At 62.9% G+C, this 16,994-nt stretch carries 19 protein-coding genes and 1 pseudogene; 11 read left to right on the plus strand and 9 right to left on the minus strand.

What is annotated here, in order from left to right:
• Positions 1 to 3: 3 nt before the first annotated feature.
• The 3 genes from F3Y30_RS26670 to otnC are packed head-to-tail and all read left to right on the plus strand — an operon-like array spanning position 4 to position 1,912.
• Positions 4 to 333, plus strand: coding sequence for a four-carbon acid sugar kinase family protein (locus F3Y30_RS26670; protein ID WP_348649858.1), 330 nt, complete (start codon positions 4 to 6; stop codon positions 331 to 333).
• Entirely contained in the window at positions 240 to 1,268 is a 1,029-nt protein-coding gene (gene otnK / locus F3Y30_RS00490) for a 3-oxo-tetronate kinase (RefSeq protein ID WP_348649872.1), read from the plus strand. The genes F3Y30_RS26670 and otnK overlap by 94 nt, the downstream gene beginning before the upstream one ends.
• Positions 1,265 to 1,912: a 3-oxo-tetronate 4-phosphate decarboxylase gene (gene otnC, locus F3Y30_RS00495; protein ID WP_203424658.1), complete on the plus strand. Its 648-nt coding sequence runs from the start codon at positions 1,265 to 1,267 to the stop codon at positions 1,910 to 1,912. The genes otnK and otnC overlap by 4 nt, the downstream gene beginning before the upstream one ends.
• 88 nt (positions 1,913 to 2,000) lie before the next feature.
• Here the strand turns inward: otnC and F3Y30_RS00500 are convergent, their stop codons facing one another.
• Positions 2,001 to 2,600 (minus strand): DUF922 domain-containing protein, encoded by a 600-nt coding sequence (locus F3Y30_RS00500; protein WP_203424659.1) that lies wholly within the window; start codon positions 2,598 to 2,600, stop codon positions 2,001 to 2,003.
• A 180-nt stretch (positions 2,601 to 2,780) separates the two neighbouring features.
• Between F3Y30_RS00500 and blh the strand changes: the two genes are divergently transcribed.
• Genes blh through F3Y30_RS00520 form a run of 4 tightly spaced genes read left to right on the plus strand, consistent with a single transcriptional unit; the run spans position 2,781 to position 5,251 of the window.
• Complete coding sequence (gene blh / locus F3Y30_RS00505) at positions 2,781 to 4,076, plus strand: bifunctional sulfur transferase/dioxygenase Blh (protein WP_203424660.1); 1,296 nt, start codon at positions 2,781 to 2,783, stop codon at positions 4,074 to 4,076.
• Between the two features lie 4 nt (positions 4,077 to 4,080).
• On the plus strand, positions 4,081 to 4,416 hold the full coding sequence (gene bigR / locus F3Y30_RS00510; protein ID WP_203424661.1) for a sulfite-sensing transcriptional repressor BigR: 336 nt from the start codon (positions 4,081 to 4,083) through the stop codon (positions 4,414 to 4,416).
• Positions 4,413 to 4,823: a YeeE/YedE family protein gene (locus tag F3Y30_RS00515; RefSeq protein WP_203424662.1), complete on the plus strand. Its 411-nt coding sequence runs from the start codon at positions 4,413 to 4,415 to the stop codon at positions 4,821 to 4,823. Before bigR ends, F3Y30_RS00515 begins: the two co-directional genes overlap by 4 nt.
• Positions 4,820 to 5,251: a YeeE/YedE family protein gene (locus F3Y30_RS00520; protein WP_203424663.1), complete on the plus strand. Its 432-nt coding sequence runs from the start codon at positions 4,820 to 4,822 to the stop codon at positions 5,249 to 5,251. The genes F3Y30_RS00515 and F3Y30_RS00520 overlap by 4 nt, the downstream gene beginning before the upstream one ends.
• A 197-nt stretch (positions 5,252 to 5,448) precedes the next feature.
• Here F3Y30_RS00520 and groL read toward each other — a convergent pair.
• From groL to F3Y30_RS00540, 4 genes and pseudogenes are all read right to left on the minus strand, one after another.
• Positions 5,449 to 7,076: pseudogene (groL, locus tag F3Y30_RS00525) on the minus strand (chaperonin GroEL).
• 36 nt (positions 7,077 to 7,112) lie between these two features.
• A complete protein-coding gene (locus tag F3Y30_RS00530; RefSeq protein WP_203424664.1) occupies positions 7,113 to 7,427 on the minus strand; it encodes a co-chaperone GroES in 315 nt (104 codons plus the stop codon).
• Positions 7,428 to 7,680: 253 nt separating this feature from the next.
• The gene (locus F3Y30_RS00535; protein ID WP_203424665.1) at positions 7,681 to 8,043 is read right to left on the minus strand and encodes an SPW repeat protein; all 363 of its coding nucleotides are present in this window, start codon (positions 8,041 to 8,043) and stop codon (positions 7,681 to 7,683) included.
• A 305-nt stretch (positions 8,044 to 8,348) separates the two neighbouring features.
• Entirely contained in the window at positions 8,349 to 8,786 is a 438-nt protein-coding gene (locus F3Y30_RS00540; protein WP_203424666.1) for a universal stress protein, read from the minus strand.
• 252 nt (positions 8,787 to 9,038) lie between these two features.
• Between F3Y30_RS00540 and F3Y30_RS00545 the strand changes: the two genes are divergently transcribed.
• Together F3Y30_RS00545 and F3Y30_RS00550 are read left to right on the plus strand one after the other, a co-directional pair.
• Complete coding sequence (locus F3Y30_RS00545) at positions 9,039 to 9,428, plus strand: phasin family protein (RefSeq protein WP_203424667.1); 390 nt, start codon at positions 9,039 to 9,041, stop codon at positions 9,426 to 9,428.
• Between the two features lie 179 nt (positions 9,429 to 9,607).
• Positions 9,608 to 10,096: an Rrf2 family transcriptional regulator gene (locus tag F3Y30_RS00550; RefSeq protein ID WP_203424668.1), complete on the plus strand. Its 489-nt coding sequence runs from the start codon at positions 9,608 to 9,610 to the stop codon at positions 10,094 to 10,096.
• A gap of 194 nt (positions 10,097 to 10,290) precedes the next feature.
• Here the strand turns inward: F3Y30_RS00550 and F3Y30_RS00555 are convergent, their stop codons facing one another.
• From F3Y30_RS00555 to F3Y30_RS00565, 3 genes are read right to left on the minus strand one after another with little or no spacing between them, the layout of a single operon-like run.
• Complete coding sequence (locus F3Y30_RS00555) at positions 10,291 to 10,707, minus strand: cupin domain-containing protein (RefSeq protein WP_203424669.1); 417 nt, start codon at positions 10,705 to 10,707, stop codon at positions 10,291 to 10,293.
• 60 nt (positions 10,708 to 10,767) lie between these two features.
• The gene (locus F3Y30_RS00560) at positions 10,768 to 11,523 is read right to left on the minus strand and encodes an SDR family oxidoreductase (protein ID WP_203424670.1); all 756 of its coding nucleotides are present in this window, start codon (positions 11,521 to 11,523) and stop codon (positions 10,768 to 10,770) included.
• Positions 11,524 to 11,577: 54 nt separating this feature from the next.
• The gene (locus F3Y30_RS00565; protein WP_203424671.1) at positions 11,578 to 12,057 is read right to left on the minus strand and encodes a carboxymuconolactone decarboxylase family protein; all 480 of its coding nucleotides are present in this window, start codon (positions 12,055 to 12,057) and stop codon (positions 11,578 to 11,580) included.
• A 147-nt stretch (positions 12,058 to 12,204) separates the two neighbouring features.
• On the opposite strand from F3Y30_RS00565, the gene F3Y30_RS00570 reads away from it, so the two are divergent.
• Both F3Y30_RS00570 and F3Y30_RS00575 read left to right on the plus strand, forming a co-directional pair.
• The gene (locus tag F3Y30_RS00570; protein WP_203424672.1) at positions 12,205 to 13,110 is read left to right on the plus strand and encodes a LysR family transcriptional regulator; all 906 of its coding nucleotides are present in this window, start codon (positions 12,205 to 12,207) and stop codon (positions 13,108 to 13,110) included.
• A gap of 204 nt (positions 13,111 to 13,314) precedes the next feature.
• A complete protein-coding gene (locus F3Y30_RS00575) occupies positions 13,315 to 15,876 on the plus strand; it encodes an FAD-dependent oxidoreductase (RefSeq protein ID WP_203424673.1) in 2,562 nt (853 codons plus the stop codon).
• A 129-nt stretch (positions 15,877 to 16,005) separates the two neighbouring features.
• On the opposite strand, the gene F3Y30_RS00580 is transcribed toward F3Y30_RS00575, so the two are convergent.
• Positions 16,006 to 16,899, minus strand: coding sequence for a LysR family transcriptional regulator (locus tag F3Y30_RS00580; protein ID WP_203424674.1), 894 nt, complete (start codon positions 16,897 to 16,899; stop codon positions 16,006 to 16,008).
• Positions 16,900 to 16,994 lie beyond the last annotated feature (95 nt).

Here is a 16,994-nt window from a genome sequence, read left to right on the forward strand (position 1 = left end):
AAGATGTTGCTGGGTGCGGTTGCGGACGACCTGACGGGAGCGACGGATCTGTCGCTCACCCTGTCGCGCGAAGGCATGCGGACGGTGCAGGTGGTCGGGGTTCCCCCTGTCGATTTCGACTTCGGCGATGCCGACGCCGTGGTCGTTGCGCTGAAGTCGCGTACGACCCCGGCCGAAACCGCGGTCGCCATGTCCCGCGAGGCCGCGCAGGCGCTCCTCTCCGCGGGGCCGGGCAGATCATCTTCAAATATTGCTCGACCTTCGATTCCACGCCTCAGGGCAATATCGGCCCCGTTGCCGAAGCACTTCTCGATCTCGTGGGCGATTCCCTGACGATCGCCTGCCCTGCCTTTCCGGCGAACGGCAGGACGGTCTATCAGGGCCATCTCTTCGTCGGCGACATGCTGCTGTCGGACAGCCCGATGCGCCACCATCCGCTGACGCCGATGACGGATGCAAACCTCGTGCGGGTGCTCCAGCGGCAGACGCGTCGTCCGGTCGGCCTCGTGCCCCACGCCGTCGTTCGTGGGGGACCAGGAGCGATCGCCGACGCATTCCGGAACGCGATGGTGAAGGGAGAGGCGATGGTCGTCGTCGACGCCATCACGGACGAGGACCTGAGGGCGATCGGCGAGGCCACCGCCGACATGAAGCTCATAACCGGCGGCTCCGGCATTGCGATCGGCTTGCCGGAGAATTACCGCCGGACAGGAGGGCTCGGACGCAACACCGCCCGTGCCGCATTCGCCGCACCGAGCGGGCCGGCGGTGATGCTCGCCGGGTCGTGCTCCGCAGCGACAAGGCGCCAGATCGAGACGGCCATTGCCGCCGGCGTGCCGGCACTGAAGATCGACCCGCTGGAAGTTGCGCGCGGGACCACCACGGCAGCGACGGTCGTCGGATGGATCCGGTCGCGGCCGGACGCCATTCCGCTGGTATATTCCAGCGCGGATCCCGACGATGTGCGTATTGCCCAGGCAAGCCTCGGACGCGATCACGCGGGCGAGATTGTGGAGACCCTGCTGTCGGACGTGGCACGCGAGTTGAAAAGGCAGGGGTTCCGGCGTTTCCTCGTGGCTGGCGGCGAGACATCCGGTGCTGTGGTGCAGGGGCTCGACGTGAGAGCACTCGAGATCGGCCCCGAGATCGATCCCGGGGTTCCCTGGACACGGAGCATCGGAGACGACGAACCGGTGGCCCTCGGGCTCAAGTCGGGCAACTTCGGTGCCGACGACTTCTTCCTCAAGGCTTGGAGCATGCTGAAATGACGGGACGGATATCGGAAGAGACGAAACTGCGCGATGAAATCGCCGCCGTCGGGAAATCGATCTTCGATCGGGCGCTTACATTCGGATCCACGGGCAACATCAGTGCCCGCCTGTCGAACGGCGAGCTCTTGATGACGCCGACCAATGCCTCGCTCGGCGATCTCGATCCCGCGCGCCTCTCCCGCTTCACCGCCGAGGGGGTGCATGTGGACGGCGACAAGCCCACCAAGGAGGCGTTCCTGCATCAGTGCATGTACTGCCGGGGCAAGATGCGTGGCGCCGTCGTCCACCTCCACTCGACATATGCCGTTGCCGTCAGCCTGCTCGAGGACATCGATCCGGCGGATGTGCTGCCGCCGCTCACCGCCTATTATGTGATGCGCGTCGGGACCCTGCCGCTCGTGCCCTATTTCCCGCCCGGCGACGTCGCGCTTGCGGAAGCGGTTGCGGAACGGGCGGAGGCGAGTCACGCCGTCCTGCTTGCCAATCACGGTCCGGTTGTCGCGGGAAAAACGCTTCGGGAGGCGCAATACGCGACCGAAGAGCTCGAGGAAACGGCAAAGCTTTTCCTCATGCTCGACGGACGCAGGATCAGGCCGCTCACCGCGTCGCAGAGGCAGGACCTGCTCGACCGTTCCTCCTAGATGGCTGCCCTTCGAGGGGAACCCGGGAACGCACCGAAATCGCTCAGTTCAGCCGTCCGCGCTTCCGGCCCGTGATCCCACGCGCGCTTCAGTCACCATTCACGAGGTCAAGGACCAGCCGGTGGATATTGCCGCCCTTGCTGAGCTCGGCCCGGTCAAAGTCCCGGCTTTGGCGGCGCTGTTCCTGCGAGATCTCGCCCAGCCGCCTTGTGAGCTCGGCACGGATCTTGCGGCAGCCGGGATCATCGGGGACGGAAAGGCCGACGCTTACGGTCTCGATCTGCTTGACCATGGCCTTGATCATCTCGCCGTGGACCAGTTCGTGCCGGCGCACGCCGGTAATGAAGGTTTCCCAGTTCCTCTTCACGCTCCCCTGCAAAGGTTTTGCGGGCTTCGGCAAGGTGTAGGTGATGACGAGCTTCGGCCGGGCGGTGACCAGCACGCATGAATCTCCCTGGGGTTCGTACTTCCGCGTCCATGTCAGCTTGAAGTTCGTGTGCGCGATGGCACGTCCCATCCCGCCCGCTTCCGGTCCCCTTTCTCCGATCGAGAAGTAGAGCTCGGCGCCAGTCTGCCCGGCAATCGCATAGGACTTGACGGTTTCGACTGCCTGCCATTCCGCGCTGGCGGCGAGCGGGGCCGACGCCAGAAGCGTCGTAAGAGAAATGAGCCGGATGCCTGCCTTCATGCGTTTCGTCGCAGCCTCACACTTTATTTTTGTGCGCGGACAGTAAAGCATCTCAGACGTGAGCGGTAGCCAGTCCGCCTCGGTTGAAGGAACCGCACCTGCCGGGTTCCCGACCGTGGCAGCTTGAAATATTATTATTATACGTTATACATAATTATATATTGTTGAAAGGGATTCGACATGCCCGTTACCAAGATTACCGAGAGGCTTTCCGTCATGGGGCAGCCTGCGGTGGAAGACTTTCGCGATCTGAAAGCCCAGGGCTTCGCGACCGTGGTCAACGCCCGCCCGGATCACGAGGATCAGGCACAGCCGGGCACCCATGCCGAGGAACAGGCTGCCCACGACGCCGGCCTCTCCTATGTCTACATCCCCGTCACCACGCCGACGATCACGCAGGCCGATGTCCGCGCTTTTCAGAAGGCGGTGAACGAGGCGCAGGGACCGGTCGTCGCGCATTGCAAGTCGGGCACGCGGGCACTGATGCTCCATGCGATCGGCGAGGCGCTTGACGGCCGAATGAGGACTGATGATGTCGTCGCCTTCGGCCGGGACCATGGCTTCGACATCGTGGCCGCCGCCAATTGGCTGACGAAGGACGCCGCCCGGCGACCAGTCGTAGAGGCCTTCTTCGACGCGCATACCTCCAGTGTCCAGTACGTGGTCTCCGATCCCGCCACGAACAAATGCGCGATCATCGACGGGGTGCTCGATTTCGACGAGAAGTCCGGAGCGACGGCGACGCGAAATGCGGATGCGATCCTCGCCTACATCAGCGACAGGAAGCTCAGCGTCGAGTGGATCCTAGACACCCATCCGCATGCGGACCATTTCTCCGCCGCCAGCTATCTCAAGCAGCGGACCGGCGCCCCGACTGCGATCGGGGAACGGGTCGTTGACGTGCAACGGCTGTGGAAGGTCATCTACAACTGGCCCGAGCTTGCCACTGACGGATCGCAGTGGGACCGGCTGTTTGCCCACGGCGACACGTTCAAGGTCGGCTCCATCGACGCAAAGGTGATGTTTTCTCCCGGCCATACGCTTGCTTCGGTCACCTATGTCATCGGCGACGCCGCTTTCGTCCATGATACCGTCTTCATGCCGGACGGCGGAACCGCGCGCGCCGATTTCCCCGGCGCCGACCCTCGCATGCTTTGGCACTCGATCCAGGCCATTCTCGAACTGCCGGAAGACACCCGCCTCTTCACCGGGCACGACTACCAGCCCAATGGACGGGCTCCGCGCTGGGAGAGCACGATCGCTGCACAGAAGCAGGCAAATCCCCACCTCGCCGGGATCACCGAGGAGGCCTTCGTTGCGCTCAGGACCAAGCGGGACCGGACCCTGCCGATGCCGAAGCTGATCCTGCATGCCTTGCAGGTGAACGTGAGGGCCGGACGCCTTCCCGAGCCTGAAGCGAACGGCAAGCGCTATCTGAAATTCCCCCTCGACGCGCTCGATGGGGCGGCATGGTGATGGCATGGAAACGAAGCTCGGCACGTCGGCTGGGATGACGCCCGCCACAATGGAGCAAAGGGCGGGCGAAGTCGCGGGCCTCCTCAAGACGCTCGCCCATCCGGCACGCCTGATGCTCGTCTGCACCCTTGCAGAGGGAGAGTATTCCGTTGGCGAGCTGGAGGAAAAGCTCGACCTCCACCAGCCGCATCTTTCGCAGTACCTCACGGTGCTGCGCGAAGCGGACATCGTCGGGACGCGGCGTGAAGGAAAGCAGATCTTCTATCGGCTGAGCGAGGAGAAGGCGGCCCGGCTCGTCGGCGCCCTCTATACGATCTTCTGTACGGAGCATGCCAGATGACCGTGTACCTTCCCTCGCTTGTCGGCGGGATGCTGATCGGGCTCTCGGCGGCGATGCTGCTTCTGCTCAATGGTCGCATCGCCGGGGTCAGCGGCATTGTCGGCGATCTCACTGGGGGCATCCGTATCAGCACCAACCTCGCATTCGTGCTCGGACTGATGATCGGGCCCATTGTCTTTCTGGCCGCCTTTGGCGACTGGCCCACGGTGACGATCCGCGCGAGCTGGCCGCTGATCGCGCTTGCCGGGCTGCTCGTCGGCTTCGGAACGCGAATGGGCTCCGGCTGCACCAGCGGACATGGCGTGCTCGGCCTCGCCCGGCTCTCGCCGCGCTCGATGGTCGCGGTCGCCGTTTTCCTGTCGGCGGGAATTGCGACGGTGACGCTTCTGCGGGGAATGGGGCTATGACCGAGCATCGCAACAGGATCATTACGGCCCTTGTCTCCGGCATCGTGTTCGGCTTCGGACTTTCGCTGTCGGGCATGCTCGACCCCGCGCGCGTACAGGGTTTTCTCGACGTGTTCGGCAATTGGGACCCAAGTCTCGCCTTCGTGCTTTTCGGCGCCGTCCTGGTGGCCTTCGCCGGCGTGCGGATCATGCGCGGTCTCAAGCACCCTGCCTTCGACGACATGTTCCACCTCCCCACGAGCAAAAGGATCGACGCTAGGCTCGTGATCGGATCGACGATCTTCGGCATGGGTTGGGGTCTCGGCGGCTTCTGCCCCGGCCCGGCCATCGCATCCCTGTCGCTCGGTCTGCCCGGCCCCCTCATCTTCGTGGCCGCAATGCTCGTTGGCATCTCCGTCCATGATCGCGGAGCAAAGCGGATCTTCTGATCGGAACACCGGTCACGGCGGCTCGATTCCCGCGAGCCCGCTGCTTCTGCACGCAGCCAGCGCCTTCGCCCTCGCGGCGGTCGCCACCGATGCCCCACCAGCCTCTCTGATGGGACAGCACTATCCTCGCCACCGCGCGTCGCTGAAGGTGGGCCCGCGCGCCTTCGGGCCCTTGCACCCTCTCCGCCTTGCCTGCGTCAGTAGTCCATGCCGCCGCCCGGCATGGGCGGAAGCTGGCTTTCCTTCTTCGGCTTCTCGGCGACCATGGCTTCGGTGGTGATGAGCAGTCCGGCCACCGAGGCCGCGTCCTGCAATGCGGTGCGGACCACCTTGACCGGATCGATGACCCCTTGCGCGAACATGTCCGTGAACTCGTTCATCTGCGCATTCCAGCCATAGCTGAAATCGGGCTTCTCCCTGAGCTTGCCGACGATGATCGAACCTTCGGCGCCGGCGTTCTCGGCAATCTGGCGCACGGGGCCTCGATCGCACGCCTGACGATGTCCACGCCGAACTTCTGGTCCGGATTGTCGATCTGCACATTGTCCAGCGCTTTTGCCGACCGGAGCAGCGCGACACCGCCGCCCGGCAGGATGCCCTCCTCGACGGCCGCACGGGTCGCATGCATGGCGTCATCCACCCGATCCTTGCGCTCCCTCACCTCGACTTCGGTCGAGCCCCCGACCCGGATCACGGCCACGCCGCCAGCAAGCTTCGCCAGCCGCTCTTGCAGTTTCTCGCGGTCGTAGTCGGAGGAGGTCTCATCGATCTGGGCCTTGATCTGCACGACGCGTCCCTGGATATCGCCCTTGGACCCGGCGCCATCGACAATCGTCGTGTTTTCCTTCTCAACGAGGATTTTCTTGGCCCGACCGAGCATGTTGAGAGAGACGTTCTCGAGCTTGATGCCCACGTCCTCGGATATGACGGTACCGCCGGTGAGGATCGCGATGTCCTCGAGCATGGCCTTGCGCCTGTCGCCGAAGCCGGGAGCCTTCACCGCCGCCACCCTCAGGCCGCCGCGCAGCTTGTTGACGACGAGCGTCGCAAGCGCCTCGCCTTCCACGTCCTCGGCGATGATGAGAAGCGGCTTGCCCGATTGTACGACGGCTTCCAGAACCGGCAGCATGGCCTGCAGGTTCCCGAGCTTCTTCTCATGGATCAGAAGATAGGGCTCCTCGAGTTCGACCCGCATCTTGTCCTGGTTGGTGACGAAATAGGGGGACAAATATCCCCGGTCGAACTGCATGCCCTCCACGACCTCGAGCTCGGTGACGGCGGCCTTCGCCTCCTCGACCGTGATCACCCCCTCGTTGCCCACCTTCTGCATGGCTTCGGCCAGAAAACGCCCGATCTCCGTATCGCCGTTCGCCGAGATCGTGCCCACCTGGGCAATCTCGTCATTGTTCGTAACCTTGCGCGCATGGGCCTTCAACTCAGCCACGATCGCTTCGACGGCTTTGTCGATCCCGCGTTTGAGATCCATCGGGTTGATGCCGGAGGCGACGGCCTTCGCCCCTTCCTTGACGATCGCCTGCGCGAGAACTGTCGCGGTCGTGGTGCCGTCACCGGCAACGTCGCTGGTCTTCGAGGCGACCTCGCGGACCATCTGTGCCCCCATGTTTTCGAACTTGTCCTCAAGTTCGATTTCCTTGGCAACGGTGACGCCGTCCTTGGTTATGCGCGGCGCGCCGAAGGATCTGTCGATCACGACATTGCGTCCCTTGGGGCCGAGCGTCACCTTGACGGCATCTGCGAGAATGTCGACGCCGCGCAGCAAGCTGTCGCGGGCTTCGGAATGAAATTTGACTTCCTTGGCAGCCATCGGTTTCTTCCTTTCCAGTCAGCAGTCTTGGCAGGTTCAGGCAGCCTTCTCGGCCTTTGCATCAACCTCGATCACACCCATGATATCGGACCCTTTCATGATCAGCAGGTCCTCGCCATCCAGCCTGATCTCGGTCCCCGACCACTTGCCGAAGAGCACGCGGTCACCGGCCTTCAAGTCGAGAGGCTGCAGATTCCCACTGTCGTCGCGCGCGCCGGGTCCGACGGCGACAACCTCGCCTTCCTGCGGTTTTTCCTGGGCGGTGTCGGGAATGATGATGCCGCCCGCCGTCTTTGCGTCAGCATCGAGACGGCGCACCAGAACGCGATCGTGAAGTGGACGAAACGACATCTCGCTCTCCTCCTCGGCAGACAGATTCAAGAGCTTGCGCCGCGCCCGAAGCAATTCACCGCGAGTTGCACACGTTTCCTGTGCGCAACGATCTCGCTCCTCACGCGATGCATTTCGGCTGTTTCGGGGAATTTAGCACTCTGGGGAGGAGAGTGCCAGTGCGATGTTCGCGCGAGGTGAAGGGGCGAGTGCGCCCGCGTCGGGAGACGGGGCCGCCGACGCCACGGCGGCCCCGTTCGTGCCATTCCTGCACCTATGCATGGGCATGCGGATTCTGCCGCTCGTCCCAGACGGCCCATGCGGAGACCGCAGCGACAAGCGCACCAAGGATCACATGCGTCCACATTGCACCGGCGTTGGACGTGAACCCCAGGAGCCAGGGCGAGGCGATCAGCCAGAGCCCGACGACGAGGTTGGCCCATTCCTCCCACTGCGCAAATACGGAGAGCGTCGCGATCGCCAGAGCGCCCAGCACGACTGCGACGATCCAGGCGTTCCAGGCTGGAACGCTGTCCGCCATATAGCCCATGACCCAGGGAGAAACGAAGAGGCCGGCGGCAAGGACCAGGTTGATGCAGTCCTGCGACTTCTTCCCTTCCATAAACGTGTTTGCCATCAAATCCTCCACGAATGCGGCTTGCAATAAGCGTACATTCGCGTGGGATGCACGCTCTGCCGATTATAATAATTCTAATTGAAAGCGCTTTCAACAACTGTTCCAAGCAGGCTCGGGGTGTCGCAGCTTCGGCGGTCCGAGACCTCGCCGCCAGCCGGTGCACGGCGCGGGCAAAACGCGGATCTCACGGGCCGGATCAGCCGCCATCACTGCCGGTCGAGCGGACGTCGAGGCCATGCCCAGCGTTTCCAGCGCATGTGCGACCGGCTTACGTTTCCGCCGGCCGCGAAAGGCGCGAACCGCCGTCAGCGGTAGACGAGAACCGGCACCTTCGAGTGGGTGAGAACCTTTGTGGTGACGCTTCCAAGGAGAAGCGCATCGATCCCGCGCCGCCCGTGCGAAGCCATCGCGATCAGATCGCAGCCCTTCGCGCCGGCAGTATCGATGATCGCGCGGTAAGCCTCGTTCGCATCGACCTGCAACGTCACGCAGTCGACCCCGAGAGCTCTCGCCTTTTCCGCGGCCGAGGCCAGGTGGCCGGCGGCGACCGAATGTGCGTGAGCCTCGTAGACGTCCCGCGTGCTGCCGAGCTGGTCGCTGTCCGCCGTCAGGATGTGAAACGGCTCGATCACCATCATGAACGTCACGCGCGCGCCGACCTGCTTGGCAAGGGCAAGTCCCTGCTCCACGGCCATTGCCGAAAGATTCGATCCGTCGATCGGAATGAGGATATGTTTGTACATCTCTGCCTCCTTCTCACGGTCGAAAGGTACCCGCGCACGATGGAGGCGCATTGATGCTGGTCAATTCGTTGCATGGCGGACTATGCTTGCGTGTCGTGAAGGAACTTGGCCCAGATAATCGGCGGGCGGCCTTCGAGGCCGCAGTTCCCTACATTGGAAACGGGCCAATGCCGTCGTTGACACGGGTCGATGAGCGCGCCGGCCCGGTTCCTTGCTCAGATTTCCGTTTTGTGGGCACGAAGGAGCCTAGCCATGGAACATCAAGCATCTGCGCCGATTTCCGGCTTTTCCCCTGCCTGGCCGCCCTTTGGTCCGGATGTCCGGTCGACCGCCAGCGTGGCTGCACACCTGCAGGCCGAGGCGGTTCACGCGATGATGCGTTGCCAGATAGAGTTCTTGTCCTTCCTGAACCATCGCTACGAGAAGGACTTCAAGCTGATCGATGACCTGATCACCAGCCAGGAGACAGGCGACTCTTTCGAGGTTCTCGGCGAATTCATGCAATCAGCCGTAACCGAGTACGCCACCGAGGCAGGCAAGCTCGCCAGGATCAACTCCAGGGCGCTCTACGCCGCCGCCGACCGTATTCGCGATGGAGCGAGAGTTATCGCCGACGATATGTCTGCCGCGACGGTCGGATGAACCCGTCGCCTGCGAGGAGCTCGGATGGCGGGACCGGATCATCTCGCCAAGCGCTCCTGGCAGGCGCTTGATGTCTGTAGCGTGTGGGTACGGGCTTGCATGTTTACAGTAGGCGTGAATACGGATAAATTATATCCGTAAATAGCGGAGTAAACGCGCTTGTTCCGGAATGACGCCGAATGATCCTCAAGAGCCAAGTTGAATGGGCGTTGCATTGCTGCGCGATTCTTGCCGGTCTCCCGCAGAACAAGTACCTTTCGACGAAGGCGCTTGCCGAGTTCCATGGCGTGCCGAAGGAATACCTCTCGAAGGCTCTTCAAAGCCTCTCCCAGGCCGGCATCGTCCACACCACGCTTGGGCCGAGCGGCGGCTACAGGTTGGGCAAGCCGCCCGCCGACCTCAGCTTTCTGGATATCGTCGAGGCCGTGGAAGGCAACGCGCGCACGTTCACCTGCAGCAACATACGGGCCAACAATCCCTGCCGGCCGCAGGGCTTCTGCGACAGCGGTCCTTGTGCCGTCGCCCGCATCATGTGGGAAGCGGATGAAGCCTGGCGCAGCAAGCTTAGAAGCGTGAGCCTGGCACAACTGATAGAAATGCTCGGACAGGAAATCCCTGCTGATCTCTGGAAAAGCACCGCCCAGTGGGTGCAGCAGCGCGCGGGCTAACCGCCGTCCCCTCTGCCATACCTCAACAGAATTCCAGCCATCCGGGATCGGGAGAGGATGAGAAAGACTTCCGTGCGCGCAAGAAATTGCGCGCGCCGGGTGCCGGATCTGGTTCGGCATCGCGGGCGCGCGTCGGAGAAACCGGCTGACAATTGAGACTTTGTCAGCCGTCTGGACCGGCATTTGGCAAGCCCCTACTTGGCCATGGGAAAGGTCAGTTCCTTCTGGGTCGTGTCGACCACGAAGACCGCCAGCAGCTTCGCCGGCTTCGTGTCGCTGTCGTTCGCGCTGACACCGTGGCGGTCACCGGGCATCTCCGAAAAGTTCTCGCCGGCATGGTAGACCTTCACCGGACCGTCATTGACCTGGCTTTGGATCGCGCCCTCGAGCACGGTCGCGTAGATGAAGGCGGAACTCGGGTGGGTATGGGCGTCGGAGAAGCCGCCGGGTCCGTACTCTACGAGGACTCCCTTGAGGCTCTTGCCGGGCACGTTCGGCAGTTCGTGCTCGTAGACGACCGTGACTTTCGAAGCCTTTCCTGCGTCGTGTGCATTCGCAGCGAAGGCGGAGAGCGACCCCAGTGCGGCCGCAAGCAGAAGTTTCCTGATCATTTCAATCTCCATGAATGACGGTTTGCCGGAAGGGCGCGAACGCCCCTCTGAAGCGACGGATCATTGCGCCGCACGGGATGCAGCGAACCACTGCTCGAAGGTGATGTGACCGAGCCGCGGATTGTCGTCGGAAACAAGCGTGCCATCGGTGAGAGGCGCCCCGAAGTAGTGCGCCTCCGGATCCGCCTCGACCTTCCTCGGATCGTTGGTCGCCTTGAGGTATCGACCGACCAGTTCGCTGAGCCTTGCCCGCTCGGGACCGGCAATTTCGACGATGCCGTTGGCTGGCGGCGAGAGCGCAACGTCCGCCATCGCGTCTGCCACATCGTCCGAAACGATCGGCTGCACATAGGCCGGCGAGAGCCGAACCGTGTCACCGACAGTCCCGGATTGCGCGATGCCGCCGAGGAACTCCATGAACTGCGTGGAGCGCACGATCGTGTAGGGAATTCCGGAAGCGATGATGAGCTTCTCCTGAGCCAGCTTGGCGCGGAAGTAACCGCTGTCCAGCAGGCGCTCCGTTCCCACGACGGAGAGCGCGATGTGGTGCTTCACGCCCGCGACCTTCTCGGCCGTAAGAAGATTGCGCCCCGCCGTTTCGAAGAACTCCATCACGGCCTTGTCCTCGAAGGACGGCGAGTTGGCGAGGTCGAGAACGACCTCCGCCCCCGCCAGCGCTGCGGCAAGCCCTTCGCCGGTGATCGTGTTCACGCCCGAGTTCGGAGATGCGGCGACAACCTCGTGCCCCCGCTTCCTCAGCCGTTCGACCGTCTTGGAACCGATGAGGCCGGTGCCGCCGATGACTACGATTTTCATGTCAGATCTCCGTTCTCGGATTTGATTGGCTGAAATGCCTATCGTGAAGGGGGCTTAGCTCAGGTTGGCCTTGTCGAGGCCGAATGCCTTGTCGGCTGAGCCGGGCACGTTCCGGAAGGCGATGCTTGCTCGGTTCCAAGCATTGATCGTCATGATGGAGAAGGTCAGGTCCGAGATCTCCTTTTCGGAGAGCTGGCCGCGCACCCGCTCGTAGATTTCGTCCGGCACGCCACCCTCCGGAAGCCTCGTGAGCGCTTCGGTCCAAGCAAGGGCTGCGCGTTCGCGAGGATGGAACAGGTTGGATTCACGCCAGATCGCCACGTGATAGAGCCGCAGCTCGCTCTCGCCGTGGATCTTGGCCTCCTTCACGTGCATGTCGAGGCAGAAGGCGCATCCGTTGATCTGCGAGGCGCGGATGTTGACGAGATCCCGGATCCGCTCGTCGATGACGCTGTTTTTCAGAGAAACGCTGAATTCCACGAATTTATTGAAGAGTTCCGGGGACTGCTGGGCGTAGTTCAGGCGCTGTGTCATGGTAACCTCCGTTATTAAGGATATTAAATGTCCTTATGGATATAAAATATCCGTAATTGCTGGACAGTAAAGCCCTTCTCGCCTACGCTCCGTGCATAGCGCTCATAACGAAAACTATGAGGCGACCGGCGACGGACGGAGGCAAACATGGACCTGGTATCCGCATTGCAGACATTTATCCGCGTATCCGAGACGGGGTCCTTCTCAGCCGCGGCGGATGAGCGCCACATGACCCAGCCCGCGATCTCGCGGCAGATCTCGGCACTGGAACAGCATTTCAACACACGGCTTCTTCACCGCACGACGAGCGGCGTGGCCCTGACGCTCGAGGGCGAACGCGTGATCCCCTTGGCCATGCGCATACTCGAGGCCGTCGACGAACTCGGTGACACGGTCGGATGCGACGGGACGCACGCCTCCGGCAAGGTCCGGATAAGCCTGCCCGCACCGCTCGGGCTCTCCCTCAGCGACCGGCTCGGCGACCTGCTCCGCCAGCATCCGGGCCTTGCGGTGGAGCTGGTCACGACCGAAACCTCGTCGAACCTCGTCGAGGCAGGGTTCGATCTGGAGGTTCGGCTCGGCCCGGTTTCCGACAGCAATCTCATCGGCAGGCGGCTTGGCTGGACGACGGCCTTTCTCGTGGCGTCACCCGATTATCTTGCCCGACATCCCGCCCCGCGAACGCTGGCCGACATCGCGGCGCATCACTGCATCTCCCATTGCCGCGGCGGAGACGGACGCACGTGGCTCTTCTCCGACGGGTCGGAGGACGTCGCAGTCAGGATCGTGCCGAGGCTGCAGGCGAACAACGCCGTCATGGTTCACCGGGCAGCCATTGCCGGGGCTGGTCTTGCCGTGCTCTCCCACATCCTGGCCGTACCGGACATCGCTGCCGGCAGGCTTGTATCTCTCCTGCCCGAGTTTCCGCCCGCGCGGCTTCCCATTCACGTCGTCTATCCGTCCAGACGCAACTTGCCGCTCCGCGTCAGAGCCGTTCTTGATTTTCTCACGGAGCTCGTGCGGGAGGATCCCGCCATGAGCGCCGCATCATGAATGGCGGAAGGCAGGCGGCTATTTCAGACCTTGCGTTTCCCTCTCGATTGCTGGGGCAAGTTCACTGCCTTGCCTGCCGCCTGATTTGCCCGGGCTGCAGCATTGCCGTGGTCGTGCAATATCGGGATTATGTCGTAGACAGGCTGTGGTCGCGACACGACACGCACTAAGATCCGGCCCGATTACCAACTAGGGTCGCAGGCTATGGCAGAGTTTCCGCAGAAGGCGCAGGTCGTCATCATCGGTTTGGGTGGCATCGTGGGTGCGTCGATCGCCCACCATCTCATCGAACGCGGATGGGATGATATCGTCGGCATCGACAAATCCGGTATTCCGACGGACATCGGCTCGACCGCGCACGCATCAGACTTCTGTTACACGACGAGCCACGACTACCTGTCGGTCTGGACCACCCAGTACTCAATCGATTTCTACGAGAAGATGGGCCACTACGCCCGCATCGGCGGCCTCGAAGTCGCCCGCACCGGCGACGATAGCTGGATGGAGGAAATCAAGCGCAAGCTCTCCTCTGCGAAGGCTTTCGGTACCCGCGCGCACTACGTTTCTCCCTCCGAGATCAAGGCGATGTTCCCGCTGATCGAGGAAGACCAGGTCATGGGCGGCATGTTCGATCCCGACGCCGGCCTCGTCATTCCGCGTTCGCAAACGGTCGCCGGCAAGCTGGTGGATGCCGGCGAAAAATCGGGCAAGCTGAAGGTCTTCGGCAACACGCCCGCCCAGTCGCTGATCGTCGAGAACGGTCGCATCAAGGGCGTCGTCACCCACCGCGGCACGATCATGGCCGATCATGTCATCGTCTGCGCAGGCCTCTGGGGCCGGCTGATCGCCGAAATGGTCGGGGAAGACCTGCCGGTGATGCCGGTCGACCACCCGCTGACCTTCTTCGGTCCCTACAACGAGTTCGAGGGCACCGGCAAGGAAATCGGCTTCCCGCTGTTGCGCGACCAGGGCAACTCCGCCTACATGCGCGACACCGGCGACCCGAACACCACCGAGGGCGGCCAGATCGAGTGGGGCTACTACGAGACCACCAATCCGCGCATGTGCCATCCGCGCGACATCCTCGAAAAGCACGAGGCGCGCCTGTCGCCCTCCCAGCGCGACCTGGACATGGAGCAGATCCTCGAGCCGCTCGAAAAGGCCATGGAACTGACGCCGATCCTTGGCGAACTCGGCTACAATGAAGGCCATTCGTTCAACGGCCTGCTGCAGGTCTCCGCCGCAGGCGGCCCGTCCTGTGGCGAAAGCCAGAAGGTGCGCGGCCTCTGGTACTGCGTCGCCATCTGGGTCAAGGACGGTCCGGGCTACGGCAAGCTGATCGCCGACTGGATGACCGACGGGCGCACCGAGATCGACCACGCCTCGATCGACTATTCGCGCTTCTATCCGCACCAGCTCACGGAACAGTTCATCGAGGGCCGCTGCTACGAGGCCGCCCAGAAGATCTACTTCCCGGCCGTGCATACCCGCGAGCCCTATGGCACGGGCCGCAACGTCAAGCGTTCGCCCTTCTATGAGCGCGAGGTCGAACTCGGCGGTTACTTCATGGAACTCGGCGGCTGGGAGCGCGCCCACGGCTACAAGGCCAACGAGCACCTGCTCGAGAAGTACGGCGACAGGGTTCCCGTGCGCGAAAACGAATGGGACAGCCGTCATTTCTGGCGCGTCTCCAACGCCGAGCATCTCGCCATGAGCGAGGATTGCGGCATCGTCAACCTCAGCCACTTCCACATGGTCGATATCGAAGGCCCTGACCATGTCGAGCTGCTCGAGTGGCTCTGCGCCGCGAAGATCGGCGGTGACGCGAACATCGGCAAGGGCATCTACACCCACTTCCTCGACGACGAGGGCATGGTGCGCGCCGACTTCACCGTCATCCGCATGGCCGACCGCTGCCGCCTGATCAACGGCGCCGATGCCGGCCCGCGCGACTTCCACTACATGAAGCGCGTCGCCGAGGATCGCGGCCTCGACGTAACCATCACCGACGTCTCGGAGAAGTTCATCACCATCGGCATCTGGGGACCGAATGCCCGCGATACACTGAAGAAGGTCGTCGCAGATCCGGCCGGCCTCGACCCGGAAAACTTTGCCTTTGCCCAGATCAAGCCGATCGAGATCGGCGGCAAGCAGGTCACCGCCTTCCGCATCTCCTATGTCGGCGAGCAAGGCTGGGAACTGCACATGAAGTACGAGGACGGCCTCGCCGTCTGGGATGCGCTGCGCGCCACCGGCGTCATGGCGTTCGGCGTCGAGACCTATGCAAACTCGCGCCGCATGGAAAAGAGCCTCCGCCTGCAGAACGCGGACCTCATCACCCAGTACAACCTGATCGAATCGGATCTCGCCCGTCCGAAGGTCAAGGAAGCGGATTTCCGCGGCAAGGCCAAGCATCTGGAATACAAGGCCCGCGAACACCAGCCGGCCATGCTCTGCACGCTCATCATGACCGAGAACACGGATGCCAATGGCGTGAAGCGCTACCCGGTCGGCTCCATGCCGGTCATGGATCCGGAGACCGGCGAAACGCTGGTCGACGAACTCGGCCGCCGGTCCTACACCACCTCGGTTGCCTATGGCCCGACGGTCGGCAAGAACATCGCGCTTGCCTACCTGCCCTGGTCCTACTGCCAGGTCGGCCGCAAGCTGAAGGTCGAATATTTCGCCGAGACCTACGAAGTCGAAGTGTTCGGCATCGGCTACAAGCCGATCTACGACCCGGAAAACCTCAAGCCGCGGACCTGATCGCGGCGATTCCTCCGGACACGGCAACTTTGCCGGCGAACGACCTCGGCTGTACCGCAGCCGAGGTCGTTTTTTTGCGGATAGCTATCTCTGCGCTGCTTCAGCGAGCAGACCAGGGGCGTTGCGGTTTCAGGACTTGTATCTCAGCGCATCGACGAGAAGCGCGAAGGCCGGCGACGAGAGCCTGCGGCTCGGATAGTACAAGTGATAGCCGGGGAAAGGCGGACACCAGTCCTCAAGGACGCTCACGAGCGTGCCGTCGGCAACGAGCGGCTCGAGATGGTCGCTCGGAAGACACGTCAGGCCGAGGCCGCTTATGGCCGCATCGATGATCATCGGCACGTCGTTGCAGACGAATTGCCCCTCGACGCGCACATTGAGCGGGCGCCCGTCCCGTTCGAACTCCCAGGCATAGAGCCCGCCAAGCGTCGGCAGCCGAAGATTGATGCAGGCATGCTGCGTCAGCTCATGCGGGGTCTGCGGCCTGGGATGCCGTCGGAAGTAGTCCGACGAGCCGGCGACGATCATTCGCATCTCGGGACCGATCTTGACCGCAATCATATCCTTTTCCAGGTGCTCGCCCAGGCGAACACCTGCGTCGTAGCGTTCGGCGACGAGGTCGATCAGCCTCTGCTCGACGGAAATCTCGATATGGATTTCGGGATAGTCCGCCATCAGCCGCTTGGCCGCAGGCATGACGATCGTTTCCGCGGCATGCCGGCTGGATGTCAGGCGGATCGTGCCCGCCGGCTTTTGCCTGAGGGCGCTGAGGGCATCGATACCACCGCGAATGCTGTTGAAGGCCGGCCGCAAGGTTTCGACGAGCTGTTCCCCCGCCTCCGTCGGCGCCACGTTGCGCGTGGTCCGCACCAGCAGCCGCACGCCCATGCGCTCTTCCAGTCGACGGACCGTGTGACTGAGCGAGGATTGCGAAGTGCCGAGCTGGGCTGCCGCCCGCGTGAAACTGCGCTCCTCCGCAACGGTCAGAAAGGCAACCAGGTCTCCGAGTTCGTCGCGCTTCATTCATGAATCCACAGTATAAGTATATGCGGTATTTAGCACCTTATCGCTGGACTGGACCAGTGGTAATTTCCTTGGCCGGGTTGGGGCACCCGCGC

It is taken from the genome of Sinorhizobium sp. BG8, assembly GCF_016864555.1.
Lineage (GTDB): Bacteria > Pseudomonadota > Alphaproteobacteria > Rhizobiales > Rhizobiaceae > BG8.

Excerpts from the sequence above, each read along its gene's own strand:
- F3Y30_RS26670 (WP_348649858.1), top strand. The coding sequence starts at position 4 with ATGTTGCTGGGTGCGGTTGCGGACGACCTGACGGGAGCGACGGATCTG.
- bigR (WP_203424661.1), top strand. The coding sequence starts at position 4,081 with ATGGAAACGAAGCTCGGCACGTCGGCTGGGATGACGCCCGCCACAATG.
- F3Y30_RS00575 (WP_203424673.1), top strand. The coding sequence starts at position 13,315 with ATGGCAGAGTTTCCGCAGAAGGCGCAGGTCGTCATCATCGGTTTGGGT.
- F3Y30_RS00500 (WP_203424659.1), bottom strand. The coding sequence starts at position 2,600 with ATGAAGGCAGGCATCCGGCTCATTTCTCTTACGACGCTTCTGGCGTCG.
- F3Y30_RS00515 (WP_203424662.1), top strand. The coding sequence starts at position 4,413 with ATGACCGTGTACCTTCCCTCGCTTGTCGGCGGGATGCTGATCGGGCTC.
- F3Y30_RS00530 (WP_203424664.1), bottom strand. The coding sequence starts at position 7,427 with ATGTCGTTTCGTCCACTTCACGATCGCGTTCTGGTGCGCCGTCTCGAT.
- F3Y30_RS00540 (WP_203424666.1), bottom strand. The coding sequence starts at position 8,786 with ATGTACAAACATATCCTCATTCCGATCGACGGATCGAATCTTTCGGCA.
- otnC (WP_203424658.1), top strand. The coding sequence starts at position 1,265 with ATGACGGGACGGATATCGGAAGAGACGAAACTGCGCGATGAAATCGCC.
- F3Y30_RS00570 (WP_203424672.1), top strand. The coding sequence starts at position 12,205 with ATGGACCTGGTATCCGCATTGCAGACATTTATCCGCGTATCCGAGACG.
- blh (WP_203424660.1), top strand. The coding sequence starts at position 2,781 with ATGCCCGTTACCAAGATTACCGAGAGGCTTTCCGTCATGGGGCAGCCT.
- F3Y30_RS00565 (WP_203424671.1), bottom strand. The coding sequence starts at position 12,057 with ATGACACAGCGCCTGAACTACGCCCAGCAGTCCCCGGAACTCTTCAAT.
- F3Y30_RS00550 (WP_203424668.1), top strand. The coding sequence starts at position 9,608 with ATGATCCTCAAGAGCCAAGTTGAATGGGCGTTGCATTGCTGCGCGATT.
- F3Y30_RS00555 (WP_203424669.1), bottom strand. The coding sequence starts at position 10,707 with ATGATCAGGAAACTTCTGCTTGCGGCCGCACTGGGGTCGCTCTCCGCC.
- F3Y30_RS00560 (WP_203424670.1), bottom strand. The coding sequence starts at position 11,523 with ATGAAAATCGTAGTCATCGGCGGCACCGGCCTCATCGGTTCCAAGACG.
- F3Y30_RS00580 (WP_203424674.1), bottom strand. The coding sequence starts at position 16,899 with ATGAAGCGCGACGAACTCGGAGACCTGGTTGCCTTTCTGACCGTTGCG.
- F3Y30_RS00535 (WP_203424665.1), bottom strand. The coding sequence starts at position 8,043 with ATGGCAAACACGTTTATGGAAGGGAAGAAGTCGCAGGACTGCATCAAC.
- F3Y30_RS00545 (WP_203424667.1), top strand. The coding sequence starts at position 9,039 with ATGGAACATCAAGCATCTGCGCCGATTTCCGGCTTTTCCCCTGCCTGG.
- F3Y30_RS00520 (WP_203424663.1), top strand. The coding sequence starts at position 4,820 with ATGACCGAGCATCGCAACAGGATCATTACGGCCCTTGTCTCCGGCATC.